Source organism: Umezawaea sp. (assembly GCF_057122925.1).
On the sequence record NZ_DBNGPQ010000013.1, the window covers coordinates 1 to 17,237 of the forward strand.

Below are 17,237 nucleotides of genomic sequence, written 5' to 3' on the forward strand. Positions count from 1 at the left end.
CTCGAAGCCTTGCGCGAGCAGCTCATGGACATCGTCCGCCCGGTGCAGGGCCAGATGGTCATCGACAGCAAATTCATTCCGTTCGTGGTGCTGGTGGTCGGCGTGAATGGCGCCGGCAAGACCACGACGATCGGCAAGCTCGCGCGCATCATCAAAGCGGCCGACATGAAAGTGATGCTGGCCGCGGGCGATACATTCCGTGCCGCTGCGGTCGAGCAGTTGCAGGTGTGGGGTCAGCGCAATGACGTGCCCGTGATCGCGCAAGCTACCGGCGCAGATCCCGCCGCCGTCGCGTTCGACGCCTTGCAGTCCGCGCAGGCCCGCAAGTTCGACGTGTTGATCGCGGACACCGCCGGTCGCCTGCACACGCAGTCGAACCTGATGGACGAGCTCAAGAAAGTGAAGCGCGTGATGGGTCGCATCGATCCCGCCGCTCCACACGAAGTGTTGCTGGTGCTGGATGCCAGCCAAGGGCAGAACGCACTCCAGCAAGCCAAGCTGTTCCATGAAGCGCTGGGCGTCACGGGCGTCGTGCTCACCAAGCTCGACGGCACCGCCAAGGGCGGCATCGTGTTCCAGGTGCAGCGCGAACTCGGCGTCCCGGTGAAGCTCGTCGGGCTCGGCGAGGGCGCGGACGACCTGGCCCCGTTCGAGCCGGGCGCGTTCGTGGACGCCCTGCTGGGCTAAAAGCGGTTGCCCCGCGGGGGAACCGGAACGGATGATCGTGTCGTGGAAGCGCTGGTCGAGAGTGCCATCAGGAGTTCGTTCGTCAACTGCTCGAAGGGCGAGGCGAAGCGTCTGACGCTGCCGGGCAGACTGGCCGACGTGGCCTGGTCCGAACTGGACTTCCTCGGCTGGCGCGACCCCAAGGCGGTCAACAACGCCTACGTCGTGCTGCCGCGTGGAGACGGCCTCGTGGGGCTCGCGCTGTCGTCGGCGAGCCAGCCCAAGGGCCGGGTCAAGCAGTCGATGTGCGCGTTCTGCTGCACGGTCCACGGCCAGGCCGACGTGGCGCTGTTCTCGGCCCGCCGGGTCGGGGCGGCGGGCAAGCTCGGCAACACCGTCGGCACCTACATCTGCGCGGACCTGGCCTGCTGCCAGTACGCGCGCGGCAGGCGCAGCGCGTCAGGCCCGAAGCCGACCGAGGCGCTGAGCCTGGACGAGCGGATCGAGCGAACGGTGTCGAACCTGAACCGGTTCGTGGACGAGGTCCTCACCGACAACGCGTGAGGACCTCGTCCACGCGCGCTACACGGCGGCGAGCGAGCCGACCTTGGAGCGGACGAACTCGCGGATCGACGAGGTCACGTAGTCGACCATCTCGTCGGTCAGCCTCGGGTGCACGCCGAGCCAGAACGTGCGCTCGGTGATGACGTCGCTGTTGGGCAGCTCGCCCACGACGCGGTACTCCGCGCCCTGGTAGGCGGGCTGCCGGGTGAGGTTGCCGCCGAACAGCAGGCGGGTCGCGATCTTGCGCCCCTCCAGGAACGAGATCAGCTCGGCGCGGCGGAACGGCAGCTCGCGGCCGAGCGTCAGCAGGAACCCGAACCAGCTCGGGTCGCTGTCCCTCGTGGCCTCGGGGAGGATCAGGCCCGGCACGTCGGCCAGGCCGTCGCGCAGCCGCTGCCAGTTGCGCCTGCGGGCGGCGGAGAACCGGTCGAGCTTCGCCAGCTGGGTCACGCCGAGGGCGGCCTGCTGGTCGGTCGACTTCAGGTTGTAGCCGATGTGCGTGTACGTGTACTTGTGGTCGTAGCCCTGCGGCAGCGTCCCGAGCTGCCAGCCGAAGCGCTTGTGGCACGTGTTGTCGTGCGCCGGTTCGCACCAGCAGTCGCGGCCCCAGTCGCGGACGGACTCCACGATCTTGCCGAGCTTCAGGTTGGCCGTGGCGACGCAGCCGCCCTCGCCGGTGGTGATGTGGTGCGCCGGGTAGAAGCTGACGGTGGCCAGGTCGCCGAAGGTGCCGGTCAGCCTGCCCCGGTAGGTGGAGCCGAGCGCGTCGCAGTTGTCCTCGACGAGCCAGAGGCCGTTGTCGCGGGCGATCCGCGCGATCTCCTCGACCTCGTAGGGGTTGCCGAGCGTGTGCGCGAGGACGATCGCCTTGGTCTTGGGGCCGACGGCGGAGGCGATGGCCTCGGCGGTGGCGTTGTAGGTGCCCAGCTCCACGTCCACGAAGACCGGGACGAGGCCGTTCTGGATGATCGGGTTCACCGTGGTGGGGAACCCGGCGGCGACCGTGACGACCTCGTCGCCGCGCTGGAGCCTGCGCTCGCCGAGGCTGCGGGACGTCAGCGCGGTCACCGCGACCAGGTTCGCCGACGAACCGGAGTTCACCATGTACGCCTTGCGCAGCTCTAACGCGCGGGCGAGCGCGGACTCGAATTCACGGGTCGACTTCCCCGCGACGATCCGCATGTTCAGCGCCGCTTCGACGACCGCCACCCGGTCGTCCTCGTCGAACACCGCGCCACCGGTCAGAATAGGCGTTTCGCCGGGAATGAACTCGGTCGTTTCGGATTTCTCACGATGATATTTCCGAACGGTTTCCAGAATTTCTTCCTCAAGGCTCACGCCGCCACCCACTCGGTGCGCGGGGCCACCACGGTCTCCAGGTGCTTCACCACGGACGCGGCGGACAGCTGGTCGTCGTTCTCCTGCTGGAGCCGGGCCGCGACGAGCCGCGCGCCGGAGTGCGTGAGCAGCCCGCAGACGGCCTCTCGGATGTTCTCCACGGTCTGCTCGGCCGGGTGCAGCGAGACGGCGCCGCCGATGGCCGCGAGCCGGTCGCCGTGCTGGAAGTGCACGCACATCTGCGGAAGCACCAGCTGCGGCAGGCCGTGCGCGATGGTGGCGAGGAGGCTGCCCGCGCCGCCGTGGTTGATCACCAGGTCGCAGGTCGGCAGCAGGTCGTGCAGCGGCATCCCGCGCACCACGCGGACGTTCTCCGGCAGGTCGCCGTCGTGGTCGAGGCCCCAGCCCGCGGCCACCACGACCTCGGCGTCGATGTCCCGCATCGCCTCCAGGGTCGTGTGCAGCACCTCGGAGTGCTTGCCCCGGATCGGCACGTTGCCCAGCGTCACGGCGACCCGCTTGCCCAGCGGCTTCTCCAGCAGCCAGTCCGGCAGCACGGCCGAGCCGTTGAACGGGATCCAGCTCATCGGCAGCGACTCGGCGGGCGGCTTGCCCACCTGCATGCTGCGCGGGCACACGTCGATCCAGCGGACCGGGGGAGGCGGCGCGCCGTGCAGGCCCCAGTCGCGGTAGAGGTAGGCCAGGCGCTGGTGCACCAGCTCGTCGACCTCGGGCGGCAGCGTCAGGCCCCAGCCGTGCCGCACGGTCGGGATGCCGAGGCGGGCGGCCACGATCGGGCCCGCGTACTCCCACGACGTGTGCAGGACGACGTCGGGGCGCCAGCGCTCGGCGATCTCGAACAGCCGCCCGACGTGCCGCTCCGCCAGCGGACCGTAGTAGTCGGCCACGTGCTCGGCCAGCGACCCGACGCTCGCGTCCTGCGGTGGGCGCCGGGCGTGGTCGGGCACCAGTTCGGCCAGCGGCACGTCCTCACCGAGCGAGATCGCCGACACGCCCGCCGCCGCGGATACGCCCGCCATGCTCTTCGGCATGGCCACGACCACGTGGTGCCCCGCGCTCCGAAGAGCCCACAACAAAGGGATCATGGGGTAGAAGTGCCCCTGATTAGGGCAGCTCGTAACTAATACTTTCATCTCAATTGGCCGCCTTCTTCAAGTCGTTAACCGCGATATGGCGGAATGGCGAGACTCGTTGAGAAGAGTACTTATCGAGCTAGTGTCCGGATACCCCTGATCGGCCCCTAATATCGCGGCGAATTGATACGGGTTGCCATATCTCCTCAGCTTTGAAGTGCTGGGGGAGAGGGGTGGTGAAGATCGGGTTCTTGGGGTCGGCGGGGCACGTGCGGGCCGTTTTCGGCGGTCGGCCGGCACGCCGCCGTGCCGGACTTCCACGATCGGGTGACGTCCGACTTGTCAGGTGTGCGGCAGGGGGGAATGGTGGTCCTGCGGCCGTGCTCCTGGTCGTGCCGGGCCGGGCGGTGCGCCCGCGCTGTCCGGTGTGGTTCGAGCGGCGGGAGACCGAGGTGGGCGTGGAGGTCGTCGTCCCGTTCGGGGCCGTCGTCGAGCTGGGGTGCGGCTGACGTGCGATTACCCGGCGGCGTCCGGTCCCGCGCCGTGCTCATGGGCACGAGCCGCGCGGTCGATCCCGACCTGTCCGAGCTGCCCGCGGTGCGGGCCGACGTCGTCGACCTGGCGGCGGCGCTGACCGCGTGCGGTGTGCGCTGCTCCGCGCTGGCGGACGGGACGGTCCGGGCGCTGCGCGAGGGGTTGGAGCTGGCCGCGTCGCAGGCCGAGGAGCTGCTGTTCGTGCACTACGCGGGCCACGGCCTGCTGGACGCGCGGGGCAGGCTGTTCCTGGCGGCGCCGGACACCCGGCTCGACCTGGTGCGCTGGACCGCGCTGCCGTTCCGCGACGTGCGGGACGTGCTGCTGGACGCACCCGCCCGCCACCGGCTGCTGGTGCTGGACTGCCGCTTCGACGCCTCCGCGCTGGCCGCGCTGGCCGATCCCCGGTCCGTGCTCGCCGAGCAGCTCGACATCCAGGACGTGCCCACGCTCGTCGCCACGGGTGCGCCGCGCCAGGACACCCTGACCCGCTGCCTGGTCGACGCGCTGCGCGCCGACGTGGAGGTGCGGCGGGTCAGCGCCGTCTACCGGGCGCTGCTGCGCGGTGCGGGACGGGCGAGGACCTGGCAGGTCAGGAACTGATGGCCTGGTCGGTCAGCCGCTTCGCGATGGCCAGCACCTCGGGCAGGATCCGGGCGACGGCGTCCTTGGTCAGCCGTCCCTCCGGACCGGACACCGAGACGGCGGACAGCGTCGGCGCGCCGACGAGCGGCACGGCGATGCAGCGCACGCCGAGTTCCTGCTCGCTCTCGTCGAGGGCGTAGCCCTGCTCGGCGATCCGGGCCAGCGAGTCCAGCAGCTCCTGCGGGTCGGTGATCGTGTTCGGCGTGTACGCGGGCAGCCCGGTGCGCTCCAGCAGCGCGAGCACCTCGGTGTGCGGCAGCTGCGACAGCATCGCCTTGCCGACGCCGGTGCCGTGCGGCAGCAGCCTGCGGCCCACCTCGGTGAACATCCTCATCGAGTGCTTCGACGGCACCTGCGCCACGTACACGACCTCGTCGCCGTCGAGCACGGCCAGGTTCGCCGTCTCCTCGACCTCGTCGACCAGTTCGGTCAGGTACGGCCTCGCCCACGTGCCGAACTGGCGGCCCGCGCTCTCGCCGAGGCGGATCAGCCGCGAACCCAGGGTGTAGCGACGGTTGCGGTTCTGCCGCACGTACCCCAGCGTGACAAGGGTGCGGATGAGGCGGTGGATGGTCGGCAGCGGCAGCCCGGTGGTGGCCGCCAGCTCCGACAGGCTCGCTTCGCCACCCGCGTCGGCCAGCTGTTCCAGCAGGTCGAAGGCGCGTTGGAGGGACTGCACTCCGCCTGAGGACTCGCGCGCCATGATCACTCCCGTAGTAGACCGGGTGGAGTCTAGTCATCGTTGCAGTTCCGCTATGCAAAAACTATAGTCCGCGAAGTAGAAAAGTCATCCCTAGGAACGAGGTGGACCTCCATGCCCGACCTCCGCGTCACCGGCTCCAAGGTCGAACGGGATGAGGAGGTGCTCACCCCGGAGGCGCTCGATTTCGTGGCAGGCCTGCACCGGGCGTTCGCCGCTACCCGCGACGACCTGCTCGCCAAGCGCGCCGAACGCCGCGCGAGCGGGAAGCTCGACTTCCTGCCGGAGACCGCCGACGTCCGCCGGGCCGACTGGCGCGTCGCCGAGGCGCCCCCCGCGCTGGTCGACCGGCGCGTCGAGATCACCGGGCCGACCGAGCGGAAGATGGCGATCAACGCCCTCAACTCGGGCGCCAGGGTGTGGCTGGCCGACCTGGAGGACGCCAACACCCCGCACTGGGAGAACGTGGTCTCCGGTCAGGTCAACCTCTACGACGCCGCGCGCGGCACCATCGAGTTCACCTCGCCCGAGGGCAAGCACTACGCGCTGGCGGACGGCGTCGAGCGCCCGACGATCGTCGTCCGCCCGCGCGGCTGGCACCTCGACGAGCGGCACCTGGAGATCGACGGCCGTCCCGCCGTGGGCGCGCTGGTCGACTTCGGCCTGCACTTCTTCCACAACGCCTCGCTCGGCAAGCCGTACTACTACCTGCCGAAGATGGAGAGCCACCTCGAAGCGCGGCTGTGGAACGAGGTGTTCACCGCGGCCGAGAAGCAGCTCGGGATCCCGCACGGCACCGTCCGCGCGACCGTGCTGATCGAGACGATCCCGGCCGCGTTCGAGATGGAGGAGATCCTCTACGAGCTGCGCGAGCACGCGTCGGGCCTGAACGCGGGCCGCTGGGACTACCTGTTCAGCATCATCAAGCACTTCCGCGACGCGGGCTCCGACTTCGTGCTGCCCGACCGCAACAGCATCACGATGACCGCGCCGTTCATGCGCGCCTACACCGAGCTGCTGGTCCGCACGTGCCACAAGCGCGGGGCGTTCGCGATGGGCGGCATGGCCGCGTTCATCCCGAACCGGCGCGACCCCGAGGTCACCGAGCGGGCGCTGGCGAAGGTCCGCGACGACAAGACCCGCGAGGCGAACGACGGCTTCGACGGCTCCTGGGTCGCGCACCCCGACCTCGTCCCCGTGTGCCGGGAGATCTTCGACGCCCAGCTCGGCAGCAAGTCCAACCAGCTCGACCGGCAGCGCGACGACGTGTCCGTGACGGCCTCGCAGCTCCTCGACTTCGGCGCCACCGGCGGCGAGGCGACCAGGGCCGGTCTGGAGTCCGCCGTGGACGTCGGCCTGCGCTACCTCGTGTCGTGGCTCGGCGGCAACGGCGCGGCGGCGATCCACAACCTGATGGAGGACGCGGCGACCGCCGAGATCTCCCGTTCGCAGCTGTGGCAGTGGGTGCACAACGGGGTGGTGCTCAGCGACGGCACGCCCGTGACCGAGGACCTCGTGCGGGAGGTCCTGGCGCGCACCAGGGCGTCGCTGTCCGGCGAGCACGTCGACCTCGCGGCCGAGCTGTTCGAGCAGGTCGCGCTGTCCGAGGACTTCGCGGACTTCCTCACCGTCCCCGCCTACGCCCGGATCCCCTGACGTGGTGCGGACTTCGCTCGACGCGGTGGCGGTCCAGGCCGCCACCGCACGGCTGTCCGATGTGGAACGGGTGCTGCCGGACGGCCGCCAGCCCGTGCACACCTGCTACGTCCCGGCCTCGAAGGTGACGGAGGGCGTCGTCCGCGACTGGGGCGCGCAAGCGCTTGCCGCGCTGGAGGAACACCCCGACGCGCTGGCCGCGCTGCTGCCGGAGGACCTGGCCCCCGGGATCGCGGACCGGGTGCGGGCCAAGCTCGCCGCCGAGCCCGTCGAGGACCTGCGGATCGACTTCGAGGACGGCTACGGCGCGCCGGACGACGCCGTGGAGGACGCCGACGCCGAGCGCACGGCGCGGGTCGTGGCGGGCTGGCGGGACGACGGCGTGCTGCCGCCGTACGTCGGGCTGCGGATGAAGTCCTTCGACACCAGGGCGTTGCGCGACCGCGGCATCCGCACGCTGGACGTCTTCCTGACCGCGCTGGGCGATCCGCCCCCCGGCTTCGTCATCACCTTCCCCAAGGTGACGTCGGTCGACCAGGTCGAGGTGTTCGGCGAGGTGCTCGACCTCTTCGGGATCCCGCTGCGGTTCGAGATCCAGGTCGAGACCACCCAGTCGATCGTCGATCCAGGGGGCGGGCTGGCGATCCCGCGGTTCCTCGCGGCCGGTCGGGGTCGCGTGTCGGGGCTGCACTTCGGCACCTACGACTACACGGCGGGCTGCGGGCTCGGCGCGGCCCACCAGCACCTCGCGCACGGCGCGTGCGACTTCGCGCGCAACGTGATGCAGGTGTCGGCGGCCAACGCGGGGGTTCGGGTGTCCGACGGCTCGACGAACGTCCTGCCGGTCGGCGACGCCGTCGCGGAGGGCTGGCGCACCCACTACGGGCTCGTGCGGCGGTCGTTGGCGCACGGCTTCTACCAGGGCTGGGACCTGCACCCCGCGCAGCTCGTGACGCGGTACGCGGCCGTGCACGCGTTCTACCTGGAGGGCGTGGAGGCCGACGCTCGGAGGCTGAAGGCGTACGTGGACCGGGCGGGCGGCACCGTCCTGGACGAGCCCGCGACCGCTCAGGCGCTGTCGTCGTCGTTCCTGCGCGCGCTGGACTGCGGGGCGCTCGACGAGGCCGAGGTGCTGCGGGTGACGGGTGTGGGCGTCGAGGCCCTGCGGGGCCTGGCCAGCCGCGCGGTCTAGTGCCTGGTGAGGGCCCGGCTCACGGGGGCGCTGGGGACGACGCGCAGCGCCACCTCGCGGTCGGCGCAGACGGCCTGGGCGTAGCGGACGAGGTCGCGCGCGGCCTGGTCGCAGGCGAACACGGAGGAGAGGTCCAGGGTCAGCACGTCGACGTCCGGGCGGTCCGGCAGTTCGAAGAAGTCGGTGACCATGCGCTTGAAGTCCGGGGCCGTCGTGGCGTCCAGCGCGCCCGAAACGGTGATCACGGCTTCGTCGTCCAGGAACATCGTGACCGGCGAAAGCCCCCGTTTGACATCACTCATGTTTGCGAGAGTACGGCCTTTTCGTCATCTTGCTGTCACTGTCGGGTGCTCTGTGAGGCAAGAGATTCCGCCGATAGAGTGATCTGCGCCACTAAAGGATGAACGTAGCAGGTCAGGGGTGGCGACGACCCGCCGCCACCCCCTCGGAACCGCGCTAGAACGCGGGCAGCGTGTCCCAGGCGTGTCCGGCGTCGCGGGCGTCGTCGCGCAGCACCACGCCCTCGATGAGCCCGTACGGCCGGTCGGCCGCGTGGAACACCTCGTTGTCGTTCTCCAGCCCGAACGCGCTGAGGTCCACGGGGAAGTGGTGCTTGTTCGGCATGGACATCCGGACCTCGGCGACCTCGGGCCTGGCCTCCAGCACGGCCTCGCCCATCGCGTACAGCGTCTGCTGCAACGAGAGGCTGTGCTTCGTCGCGAACGTCCTCAGCAGCACCTCGCGGATCTCGGTGAAGCTCCCGGCCCAGTCGACGTCGGTGCCCAGGTAGCGCCACCGGGCCGTCACGGACGTGGCCAGGATGCGGTCGTCGGTCTCCTCCAGCGTCGTGTACGGGTCCTTCGGGTACCCGTGGAACTCCGACCCTGTCGACTTCAGCACCACGAGGTCGCGCAGCCCCGACACGACCCACGCGTCCGACCCCTCGACCGTCACGGCGGTGGTGCGCTTCTCGTTGCTCCCCTGGACGAACGAGTGGTCGTTCGCGTCGATCCGGTTCCACCCGTGCTCGTCCACGAGGACGCGGGCGCCGGTGATGGCCTCCTGCGTGGACACGAAGTGCCGTCCGAGCCGCAGCGCGAAGTCCTCGACCTCGCCGACCGGGGCCTGCTTGGCGAAGGCGTAGACGGTGTTCTTCTGCGTGTCCGTCGCGAGGACCTTGGAGTTGTCGCCCGTGTGGTGGGTGTCGGCGAGGTCGCCGCGCAGCGAGGTGCTGACCGTCAGGTCCCTGATGGTGTGGACGGACCCGTCGCGCGACACCGTGACGAGGCGGTTCTCCGCCTTCCCGTACTGGTTCGGCCCCAGGATGATGGCCATTGGTCAGCTCCCTCTGGTGATCGGTGGGCGCGTGGTCACGCGATGACCTTGCGCAGCCGCAGCGCGGCGATCTTGGCCAGTTCGCGGTTCACCACGCGGAGTTCGGTGGCGGGGTCGTTGTCCATCCGCGAGGCCAGGTCGTCGAGCATCTGCTCGCCGCTGAGCCCGGTCGCGCACACCAGGTAGATGTGGCCGAACCGCTCCTCGTAGGCGAGGTTCGCCGCCACGAGCCGGTCCGCGAGCGAGACGTCGACGCCGGACTGCTCCGCGGCCGACCACCGGGCGGACACCCCGTCGTGCCGGGCGCGCTCGCCGATGCGCGGGTGGCCCGCGATGGCGCCGAGGACCTCCTCGGGGTCGAGTTCGACCTCGGCCCGCGCCACGAGCGCCTCGACGTCCCGGTAGGGGCGGGCGGCCACGACGGCGTCGACCCAGCGCGGCACCGCGAGGCATTCGGTGAGCAGCGGTCGGAGGTCGTCCGCCGGTGCGGAGTTGAAGCCTGGCAGTCCCGACAAGGGCGTTTCCTTTTCTGTATAGCGGAATTCCTATTCCGCAGTGAGGGACGGTACGAGCGGTGTCGAGCGCTGTCAACAGTCTTGCGCTCTTCCGCAGCCGCCGCCTACGCTCTCGTTGTACGGAAATTAACTTCCGCATTGTGGAAGGAATGTCATGCGGTTCGACGTCAACCTCTCGATCCTGTTCACCGAGGTGCCGTTGCTCGACCGCCCGGCCGCCGCTCGCGCCGCCGGGTTCGACGCGGTGGAGTTCTGGTGGCCGTTCGCGAGCGCCCAGCCCGACGAGCGCGAGGTCGCGGAGTTCGTCGGCGCCGTCACCGCCGCGGGTGTGCGGCTCGTCGGCCTCAACTTCTTCGCGGGCGACCTGCCCGCGGGCGACCGCGGCGTGGTGTCGTGGCCCGGCCGCGAGGGCGAGTTCAAGGCGAGCGTGGACATCGCGGTCGGCATCGCCCGCGAGACGGGCTGCCGCGCGTTCAACGCCCTGTACGGCAACCGGCTTCCCGGCGTCGACCAGGGGGAGCAGGACGCGCTGGCGCTGCGCAACCTCGCGTTCGCCGCCGACGCCGCCGCCGCGATCGACGCGACCGTGCTGCTCGAACCGGTCAGCGCGATCCCGGCCTACCCGCTGCTCACGGCGGCCGACGCGCTCGCCGTCGTCGACCGGCTCGGCAAGCCCAACGTGGCCCTGCTGGCCGACCTGTACCACCTCGCCGTCAACGGCGACGACCTCGACGCCGTGGTCACCGAGCACGTGGCGCGGATCGGCCACGTGCAGATCGCGGACGCCCCCGGCCGGGGCGAACCGGGTTCCGGCGACCTGGAGCTGGAGCGGTACCTCGCCCAGCTCGAATCGAACGGCTACCAGGGGTTCGTCGGCGCGGAGTACAAGCCCACCGGCCCCAGCGCCGCCAGCTTCGGCTGGCTGACCAGGGAGGAAGACCTGTGACCACCATCGGGTTCATCGGGCTCGGCGTCATGGGCTCGCCCATGTCCGGGCACCTCGTCGCGGCGGGGCACCGGGTGACCGGCTTCGACCTCGACGCGGGTTCCGTCGCGAAGCTCGTCGAGGCGGGCGGCACGGCGGCGACGAGCGTCGCGGACGCGGTGTCCGGCGCCGACGTCGTGATCACCATGCTGCCGAACCACCCGCAGGTCGAGGACGTCGTCCTCGGCGAGGGCGGGGTGCTGGGGCTCGCGGCGTCCGGGACGCTGCTCGTCGACATGAGCACGATCCGGCCGGAGACCTCGGTCGCCGTGGCGGAAGCCGCCGCCCCCAAGGGGATCCGGGTGCTGGACGCGCCCGTGTCCGGCGGCGAGGCCGGGGCCAGGCAGGCCTCGCTGTCCATCATGGTCGGCGGCGGGGAGGCGGACTTCGCCGCCGCGCGGCCCGTGCTCGACGTGCTCGGCAAGACCGTCGTCCACGTCGGACCGCACGGCGCGGGCCAGGTCGTCAAAGCGGCCAACCAGCTCGTGGTCGGCGGCGTCTACGCGCTCGTCGCGGAGGCCATCGTGCTGCTGGAGGCGTCCGGTGTGGACGCGAAGGCGGGCCTCGACGTGCTCGCGGGCGGCCTGGCCGCCAACCGGATCCTGGACCTCAAGCGGGAGAGCATGATCGCCCGCGAGTTCGCGCCCGGCTTCCGGATCGACCTGCACCACAAGGACATGGGCATCGCGCTGGCCGCGGCCAGGCAGGTCGACGTCGCGCTTCCGGTGACGGGGCTGATCGCCCAGCTCGTCGCGGCGGGACGGGCGCAGGGCTACGGCTCGCTCGACCACTCCGCCCTGCTCAAGGTCGTCGAGAACCTCTCCGGGAGGGCGTGATGCCGAAGATCCCCGTCATGCAGGCCGTCGTGGAGGTCCTCAAGTCCGAGGGCGTCGACACCGTGTTCGGCTGCCCCGGTGCCGCGATCCTGCCGTTCTACCAGGCGATGGAGATCGACGGCACGATCGAGCACCTCATCGTGCGGCACGAGGAGGGCGCGACCCACATGGCCGACGGCTGGTCGCGCACGACCGGCGACGTCGGTGTCGCGATCGGCACGTCCGGTCCCGCAGGCACCAACATGATCACCGGCCTGTACACCGCGCGGGCCGACTCCGTGCCGATCCTCTGCGTCACCGGCCAGGCCGTCTCCACGAAGCTGCACCAGGAGGCGTTCCAGGCCGTCGACATCGTCGAGATCGCCAAGCCGGTCACCAAGTGGGCCGTGCAGGTGAAGGAGGCCGCGCAGGCACCGTGGATCTTCCGCGAGGCCTTCCGGATCGCCCGGTCCGGCCGTCCGGGGCCGGTGCTCATCGACCTGCCGCTGGACGTGCAGAAGCAGGAGATCGAGTGGGACTCCGCGATCGACGCGCCGCTGCCCGTGACGAGGGCGGTGCCGCACGGACCACGGGTCGAGCGGGCGCTGGACCTGCTGCTGGCCGCGGAGAGGCCGCTGCTGCTCGCGGGCGGCGGCGTGATCCTCGGTGAGGCGCACGAGGAGCTGCTGGAGCTGGCCGAGTACCTCCAGGTGCCGGTCCAGGCGACCCTGATGGGCAAGGGCGCGGTCGACGAGGACCACCCGCTGTACGCGGGAATGACCGGCATCCAGACCTCGCAGCGCTACGGCAACGCGTCGTTCCTGGAGTCGGACCTGGTGCTGGCGCTGGGAGCCCGCTTCGGCGACCGGCACACCGGCGACCTCGCGACCTACCGGGGCTCGCGGACGTTCATCCACGTGGACTCCGAGCCGACGCAGATCGGCCGCGTCTTCGGCCCGGACCTCGGGATCGTGGCCGACACCAAGCTGTTCCTGCGCGCGATCATCGACCTCGCCCGCTCGCGGGACGCCGGTCGCGGGGCGGGGGAGTGGGTCGCGCGGGTCCAGGAGCTGAAGGCGACCCTGACCCGGCGCGAGGACTTCGCGGACGTCCCGGTCAAGGCGCCCAGGGTGTTCAAGGAGATCAACGAGTTCTACGGCCCCGACACCTACTTCGTGACCGCGATCGGGCTCTACCAGATCTGGTCCGGGCAGCACCAGAAGGCGCACAAGCCCCGCCACTACCAGGTGTGCGGCCAGGCGGGCCCGCTCGGCTGGGAGATCCCGGCGGCCATCGGCGTGAAGAAGGCGTTGAAGCACACCGACCCCGGAGCCGAGGTCGTCGGGATCGTCGGCGACTACTCGTTCCAGTTCCTGGTCGAGGAACTCGCCGTCGGAGCCCAGTACGACGTGCCGTTCGTGCTGATCATGCTGAACAACGAGTACCTGGGCCTGATCCGGATGGCCGAGGACCACGGCGGCTACGACATGGAGTACGAGGTCGACATCCACTACGACGTCAACGGGTCGGACAACGTCAAGATCATGGAGGCCTACGGCTGCTCCGGCGTCCGGGTCACCGAGCCGGACCGCATCCGCGAGTCCCTGGAGTGGGCCCGCGAGGAGGCCGACCGGACCAGCCGACCGGTCCTCGTCGAGATCATGATCGAACGCGAGGGCAACACCGCCAACGGCGTGTCCATCGCGGCGGTGCGCGAGTTCGAGCCGGTGCCGTGACGGGTCACGTCCTGGTCGCGCCCGACAAGTTCAAGGGGTCGCTCACCGCCCCGCGGGTCGCCGCCGCCGTGGCGCGCGGCCTGCGGGAGGCGGTCCCCGGCCTGGACGTGCGCTGCCTGCCGGTGGCCGACGGCGGTGACGGCACGGTCGACGCCGCCGTCGCCGCCGGGTTCACCCGCGTGGGCCGGTGGGTGACCGGCCCGGTCGGCACACCCGTCGCCGCCTCGTTCGCGGTGCGCGGTGGCACGGCCGTCGTGGAGGTCGCGGCGGCGTCCGGCCTGGCCGGGCTGCGCCCGTTGGCCCCGTTGACGGCCACCAGTCGCGGCACCGGCGAACTGGTGCGCGGCGCGCTCGACGTCGGCTGCACCCGGATCGTGCTCGGCGTCGGCGGCAGCGCGTGCACCGACGGCGGGCGCGGGATGCTGGAAGCGTTGGAGGGCGAGGACTTCGCTGACATCGACGTGGTGCTGGCCAGTGACGTGGACAACCCGCTGCTCGGCCCGGACGGCGCGGCGGCGGTGTACGGGCCCCAGAAGGGCGCGTCACCCGCCGACGTCGAGGTGCTGGAGGAGCGGCTGCGCGCGTGGGCCGACGAGATCGGCCACGAGTTCGCCGACACCCCCGGCGCGGGCGCGGCGGGCGGCATCGGCTTCGCCGCCCTCGCGCTGCTGGGCGCACGGCGACGGCCGGGCATCGAGGTGGTGCTCGACCTGATCGGCTTCGCCGACGCGCTGCCCGGCGCCCGGCTGGTGATCACCGGCGAGGGGTCGCTGGACGCCCAGACCCGGCACGGCAAGGCGCCCGCGGGCGTCGCGGCGGCGTCCGGGGGAGTGCCCGTGGTGGCCGTGGCGGGCCGGTGCACGGTCGACCCGGCCGAGATCGGCCTGAGGTCCGCCTACGCGCTGCTGGACGTCGAACCGGACGTGACCCGCTGCCTCGCCGACGCCGAGCGGCTGCTGGCCGGACTTGCCGGTCGCATCGCGGGTGACTGGCTGGAAGAGTGAGCCGCATGACCTTCGACCTGGTGTTCCGCGCTCGCAGAGTGGTCACGCCGGACGGCGAGATCGCGGGCGCCGTCGGTGTGCGGGACGGTCGCGTGGCCGCGATCGAACCCTCGCTCGACGGCGACCGCGTGATCACCCTCGCCGACGACGAGGTGCTGCTGCCGGGGCTCGTGGACACGCACGTGCACGTCAACGACCCCGGCCGCAGCGAGTGGGAGGGCTTCGAGACCGCGACCCTGGCCGCCGCGGCCGGTGGCGTGACGACGATCGTCGACATGCCGCTCAACAGCCTGCCGCCGACGGTCGACGTGGCAGCGCTGGAGGTCAAGCGCGAGACGGCGCGGGGCCGCGTGCACACCGACGTCGGCTTCTGGGGCGGCATCATCCCCGGCAACCTCCCCGACCTGCGCGGACTGCACGACGCGGGCGTGTTCGGCTTCAAGTGCTTCCTGCTGCACTCCGGTGTGGACGAGTTCCCGCAGGTCCAGCCCGCCGAGTTCAGCGCGGCACTGGAGGAGCTGGGGTCGTTCGACGCGTTGGCGATCGTGCACGCGGAGGACGCGCACACGGTCACCGACTCGCCGCCCGACTACGCCGGGTTCCTCGCGTCCCGGCCGCCGTCGGCCGAGACGATCGCGATCGAGCAGGTGGTCGAGACCGCGCGGCGGACGGGGGCGCGGGCGCACGTCCTGCACCTGTCCAACGCAGGCGCGCTACCGGTCATCGCCGCCGCCAAGCGCGACGGCGTCCGGATCACCGTGGAGACCTGCCCGCACTACCTGACGTTCACCGCCGAGGAGATCGGCGACGGCGCCACGCAGTTCAAGTGCTGCCCGCCGATCCGCGAGGCCGCCAACCGCGAGGGCCTGTGGCGCGGGCTGGCCGACGGCACGATCGACCTGGTCGCCAGCGACCACTCGCCGTGCACGCCCGAGCTGAAGGCGGGCGACTTCGCCACCGCGTGGGGCGGCATCGCGAGCCTCCAGCTCGGCCTGCCCGCCGTGTGGACCCAGGCCAGGCAGCGGGGCCACGCGCTGACCGACGTGGTGCGGTGGATGGCGTCGAACCCGGCCGACCAGGTGGGCCTGGCGCACAAGGGCCGCGTCGCGGTCGGCGGGGACGCCGACCTCTGCGCGTTCGCGCCCGACGACGCGTTCGTCGTCGACCGCGAGCAGCTGCGCCACCGCAACCCCGTCACCCCCTACCACGGCCGCCCGCTCGCGGGCGTCGTGCGGCGGACGTGGCTGCGCGGCCGGGAGATCACCGGAACCGAACCGTTCGGACGGTTGCTGACCAGAGGAGACGCATGAGCGAAGTGCCCGGCTGGACGAGGCTCCCCGACCTGGCTTCCCGCGCGGTCGGCGGCAGCGTGGTGTGGGCGAACGACGAGTTCTTCGCCGAGCGCGAGAACCTGATCAGGCCACCGGAGCCCGTCTACCAGACCTACACGTTCGGTCACAAGGGCCAGGTCTACGACGGCTGGGAGACGCGGCGGCGCAGGACGCCGGGCAACGACCAGGCGGTCGTGCGGCTCGGCCTGCCGGGTGTCGTGCGCGGCGTGGTCGTCGACACGGCGTTCTTCACCGGCAACTACCCGCCGCACGCGTCCGTGGAGGCCACCTCGGTCGAGGGCTACCCGTCACCGGAGGAGCTGGCGGCGGCCGAGTGGGAGGAGCTGGTGCCCAAGTCGCCGCTGGGCGGGGACCGCAAGCACTTCTTCGACGTGTCGGTGGAACGCCGGTACACGCACGTGCGGCTGACCATGCACCCGGACGGCGGCGTGGCCCGGCTGCGGGTGTTCGGCGACCCCGTCGTCGATCCCAGGCTCCTCGTCGCCGGGGCGGTGGACCTGGCCGCGCTGGAGAACGGCGCCACGGTCACGGACTGCTCCAACCTGTTCTACAGCTCGCCGAACAACCTGATCGCCCCCGGCCGGGCGAGCCTGATGGGCGAGGGCTGGGAGACCGCGCGCCGCCGCGACGACGGCAACGACTGGGTCGCCGTGAAGCTCGCCGAGGCGGGCACGGTCACGATGGCGGAGCTGGACACCAGCCACTTCAAGGGGAACGCGCCCGGCTGGGCGTCCGTGGCGGGCCGCGACGTCCGCAAGGACCCCGACGCGTGGTTCGAACTGCTGCCGAGGACGCGGCTCCAGCCGGACACCCGGCACCGCTTCCGGCTGCCGGGCGACGTCGAGGTCACGCACGCGCGGCTGGACATCTTCCCCGACGGCGGCATGGCGAGGCTGCGGCTCTTCGGGGCGCTCACCCCGAGCGGCCACGAGGCCCTGACGCGGCGGTGGCTCGACCTCCTGCCCCCGGCGCACGCGAGGATCGTCGGGGGCTGACCCGCTCGCCTCCGGGTGGTCCGCCGCGGACGTCGCGACGATCGTCGTTCGCGCCCACGACCCGTTCCCGCTGGGTGGAGGCGCTCGCGCCGGGCGCCTCCACCTGCGACG

At 71.4% G+C, this 17,237-nt stretch carries 18 protein-coding genes; 12 read left to right on the forward strand and 6 right to left on the reverse strand.

Annotated elements, in window-relative coordinates; all coding sequences use genetic code 11:
* Together ftsY and AC156L_RS02005 are read left to right on the forward strand one after the other, a co-directional pair.
* Positions 1–687, forward strand: a 687-nt coding sequence (gene ftsY, locus AC156L_RS02000) for a signal recognition particle-docking protein FtsY (protein ID WP_484406529.1), incomplete at its 5' end; no start/stop codon positions are given.
* A gap of 42 nt (positions 688–729) precedes the next feature.
* A complete protein-coding gene (locus AC156L_RS02005; protein WP_330878465.1) occupies positions 730–1,230 on the forward strand; it encodes an FBP domain-containing protein in 501 nt (166 codons plus the stop codon).
* 18 nt (positions 1,231–1,248) lie between these two features.
* Here the strand turns inward: AC156L_RS02005 and rfbH are convergent, their stop codons facing one another.
* The gene (gene rfbH, locus AC156L_RS02010; protein WP_484406531.1) at positions 1,249–2,580 is read right to left on the reverse strand and encodes a lipopolysaccharide biosynthesis protein RfbH; all 1,332 of its coding nucleotides are present in this window, start codon (positions 2,578–2,580) and stop codon (positions 1,249–1,251) included.
* On the reverse strand, positions 2,565–3,722 hold the full coding sequence (locus AC156L_RS02015) for a nucleotide disphospho-sugar-binding domain-containing protein (protein WP_330878467.1): 1,158 nt from the start codon (positions 3,720–3,722) through the stop codon (positions 2,565–2,567). The genes rfbH and AC156L_RS02015 overlap by 16 nt, the downstream gene beginning before the upstream one ends.
* Before the next feature lie 320 nt (positions 3,723–4,042).
* Here AC156L_RS02015 and AC156L_RS02020 point away from each other — a divergent pair, with 320 nt between their 5' ends.
* On the forward strand, positions 4,043–4,171 hold the full coding sequence (locus AC156L_RS02020; RefSeq protein WP_330878468.1) for a hypothetical protein: 129 nt from the start codon (positions 4,043–4,045) through the stop codon (positions 4,169–4,171).
* A 1-nt stretch (position 4,172) separates the two neighbouring features.
* Complete coding sequence (locus AC156L_RS02025; protein WP_330878469.1) at positions 4,173–4,799, forward strand: caspase family protein; 627 nt, start codon at positions 4,173–4,175, stop codon at positions 4,797–4,799.
* Here AC156L_RS02025 and AC156L_RS02030 read toward each other — a convergent pair.
* Complete coding sequence (locus tag AC156L_RS02030; RefSeq protein ID WP_330878470.1) at positions 4,789–5,544, reverse strand: IclR family transcriptional regulator; 756 nt, start codon at positions 5,542–5,544, stop codon at positions 4,789–4,791. The two genes, AC156L_RS02025 and AC156L_RS02030, sit on opposite strands and share 11 nt — an antisense overlap.
* A gap of 111 nt (positions 5,545–5,655) precedes the next feature.
* Between AC156L_RS02030 and aceB the strand changes: the two genes are divergently transcribed.
* Positions 5,656–7,197 carry a malate synthase A gene (gene aceB / locus AC156L_RS02035; RefSeq protein ID WP_330878471.1) on the forward strand — a complete coding sequence of 514 codons (1,542 nt, stop codon included), beginning with the start codon at positions 5,656–5,658 and terminating at the stop codon, positions 7,195–7,197.
* Position 7,198: 1 nt separating this feature from the next.
* Entirely contained in the window at positions 7,199–8,389 is a 1,191-nt protein-coding gene (locus AC156L_RS02040) for a DUF6986 family protein (RefSeq protein WP_330878472.1), read from the forward strand.
* Here AC156L_RS02040 and AC156L_RS02045 read toward each other — a convergent pair.
* The 3 genes from AC156L_RS02045 to uraD form a co-directional block, all read right to left on the reverse strand.
* Positions 8,386–8,691 (reverse strand): STAS domain-containing protein, encoded by a 306-nt coding sequence (locus AC156L_RS02045; protein WP_330878473.1) that lies wholly within the window; start codon positions 8,689–8,691, stop codon positions 8,386–8,388. The genes AC156L_RS02040 and AC156L_RS02045 overlap by 4 nt on opposite strands.
* 154 nt (positions 8,692–8,845) lie before the next feature.
* Positions 8,846–9,724 carry a factor-independent urate hydroxylase gene (gene pucL, locus AC156L_RS02050; RefSeq protein ID WP_330878474.1) on the reverse strand — a complete coding sequence of 293 codons (879 nt, stop codon included), beginning with the start codon at positions 9,722–9,724 and terminating at the stop codon, positions 8,846–8,848.
* A gap of 35 nt (positions 9,725–9,759) precedes the next feature.
* The gene (uraD, locus tag AC156L_RS02055; protein WP_330878475.1) at positions 9,760–10,239 is read right to left on the reverse strand and encodes a 2-oxo-4-hydroxy-4-carboxy-5-ureidoimidazoline decarboxylase; all 480 of its coding nucleotides are present in this window, start codon (positions 10,237–10,239) and stop codon (positions 9,760–9,762) included.
* A 154-nt stretch (positions 10,240–10,393) separates the two neighbouring features.
* Between uraD and AC156L_RS02060 the strand changes: the two genes are divergently transcribed.
* Genes AC156L_RS02060 through alc form a run of 6 tightly spaced genes read left to right on the forward strand, consistent with a single transcriptional unit; the run spans position 10,394 to position 17,126 of the window.
* Positions 10,394–11,185 (forward strand): hydroxypyruvate isomerase family protein, encoded by a 792-nt coding sequence (locus AC156L_RS02060; RefSeq protein ID WP_330878476.1) that lies wholly within the window; start codon positions 10,394–10,396, stop codon positions 11,183–11,185.
* Entirely contained in the window at positions 11,182–12,060 is an 879-nt protein-coding gene (locus tag AC156L_RS02065) for a 2-hydroxy-3-oxopropionate reductase (RefSeq protein WP_330878477.1), read from the forward strand. The genes AC156L_RS02060 and AC156L_RS02065 overlap by 4 nt, the downstream gene beginning before the upstream one ends.
* Positions 12,060–13,775 (forward strand): glyoxylate carboligase, encoded by a 1,716-nt coding sequence (gcl, locus tag AC156L_RS02070; protein WP_330878478.1) that lies wholly within the window; start codon positions 12,060–12,062, stop codon positions 13,773–13,775. Before AC156L_RS02065 ends, gcl begins: the two co-directional genes overlap by 1 nt.
* A complete protein-coding gene (locus AC156L_RS02075; protein WP_330878479.1) occupies positions 13,772–14,779 on the forward strand; it encodes a glycerate kinase in 1,008 nt (335 codons plus the stop codon). Before gcl ends, AC156L_RS02075 begins: the two co-directional genes overlap by 4 nt.
* A 5-nt stretch (positions 14,780–14,784) precedes the next feature.
* Positions 14,785–16,089 carry an allantoinase AllB gene (gene allB / locus AC156L_RS02080; RefSeq protein WP_330878480.1) on the forward strand — a complete coding sequence of 435 codons (1,305 nt, stop codon included), beginning with the start codon at positions 14,785–14,787 and terminating at the stop codon, positions 16,087–16,089.
* On the forward strand, positions 16,086–17,126 hold the full coding sequence (gene alc, locus AC156L_RS02085) for an allantoicase (protein WP_330878481.1): 1,041 nt from the start codon (positions 16,086–16,088) through the stop codon (positions 17,124–17,126). The genes allB and alc overlap by 4 nt, the downstream gene beginning before the upstream one ends.
* Positions 17,127–17,237 lie beyond the last annotated feature (111 nt).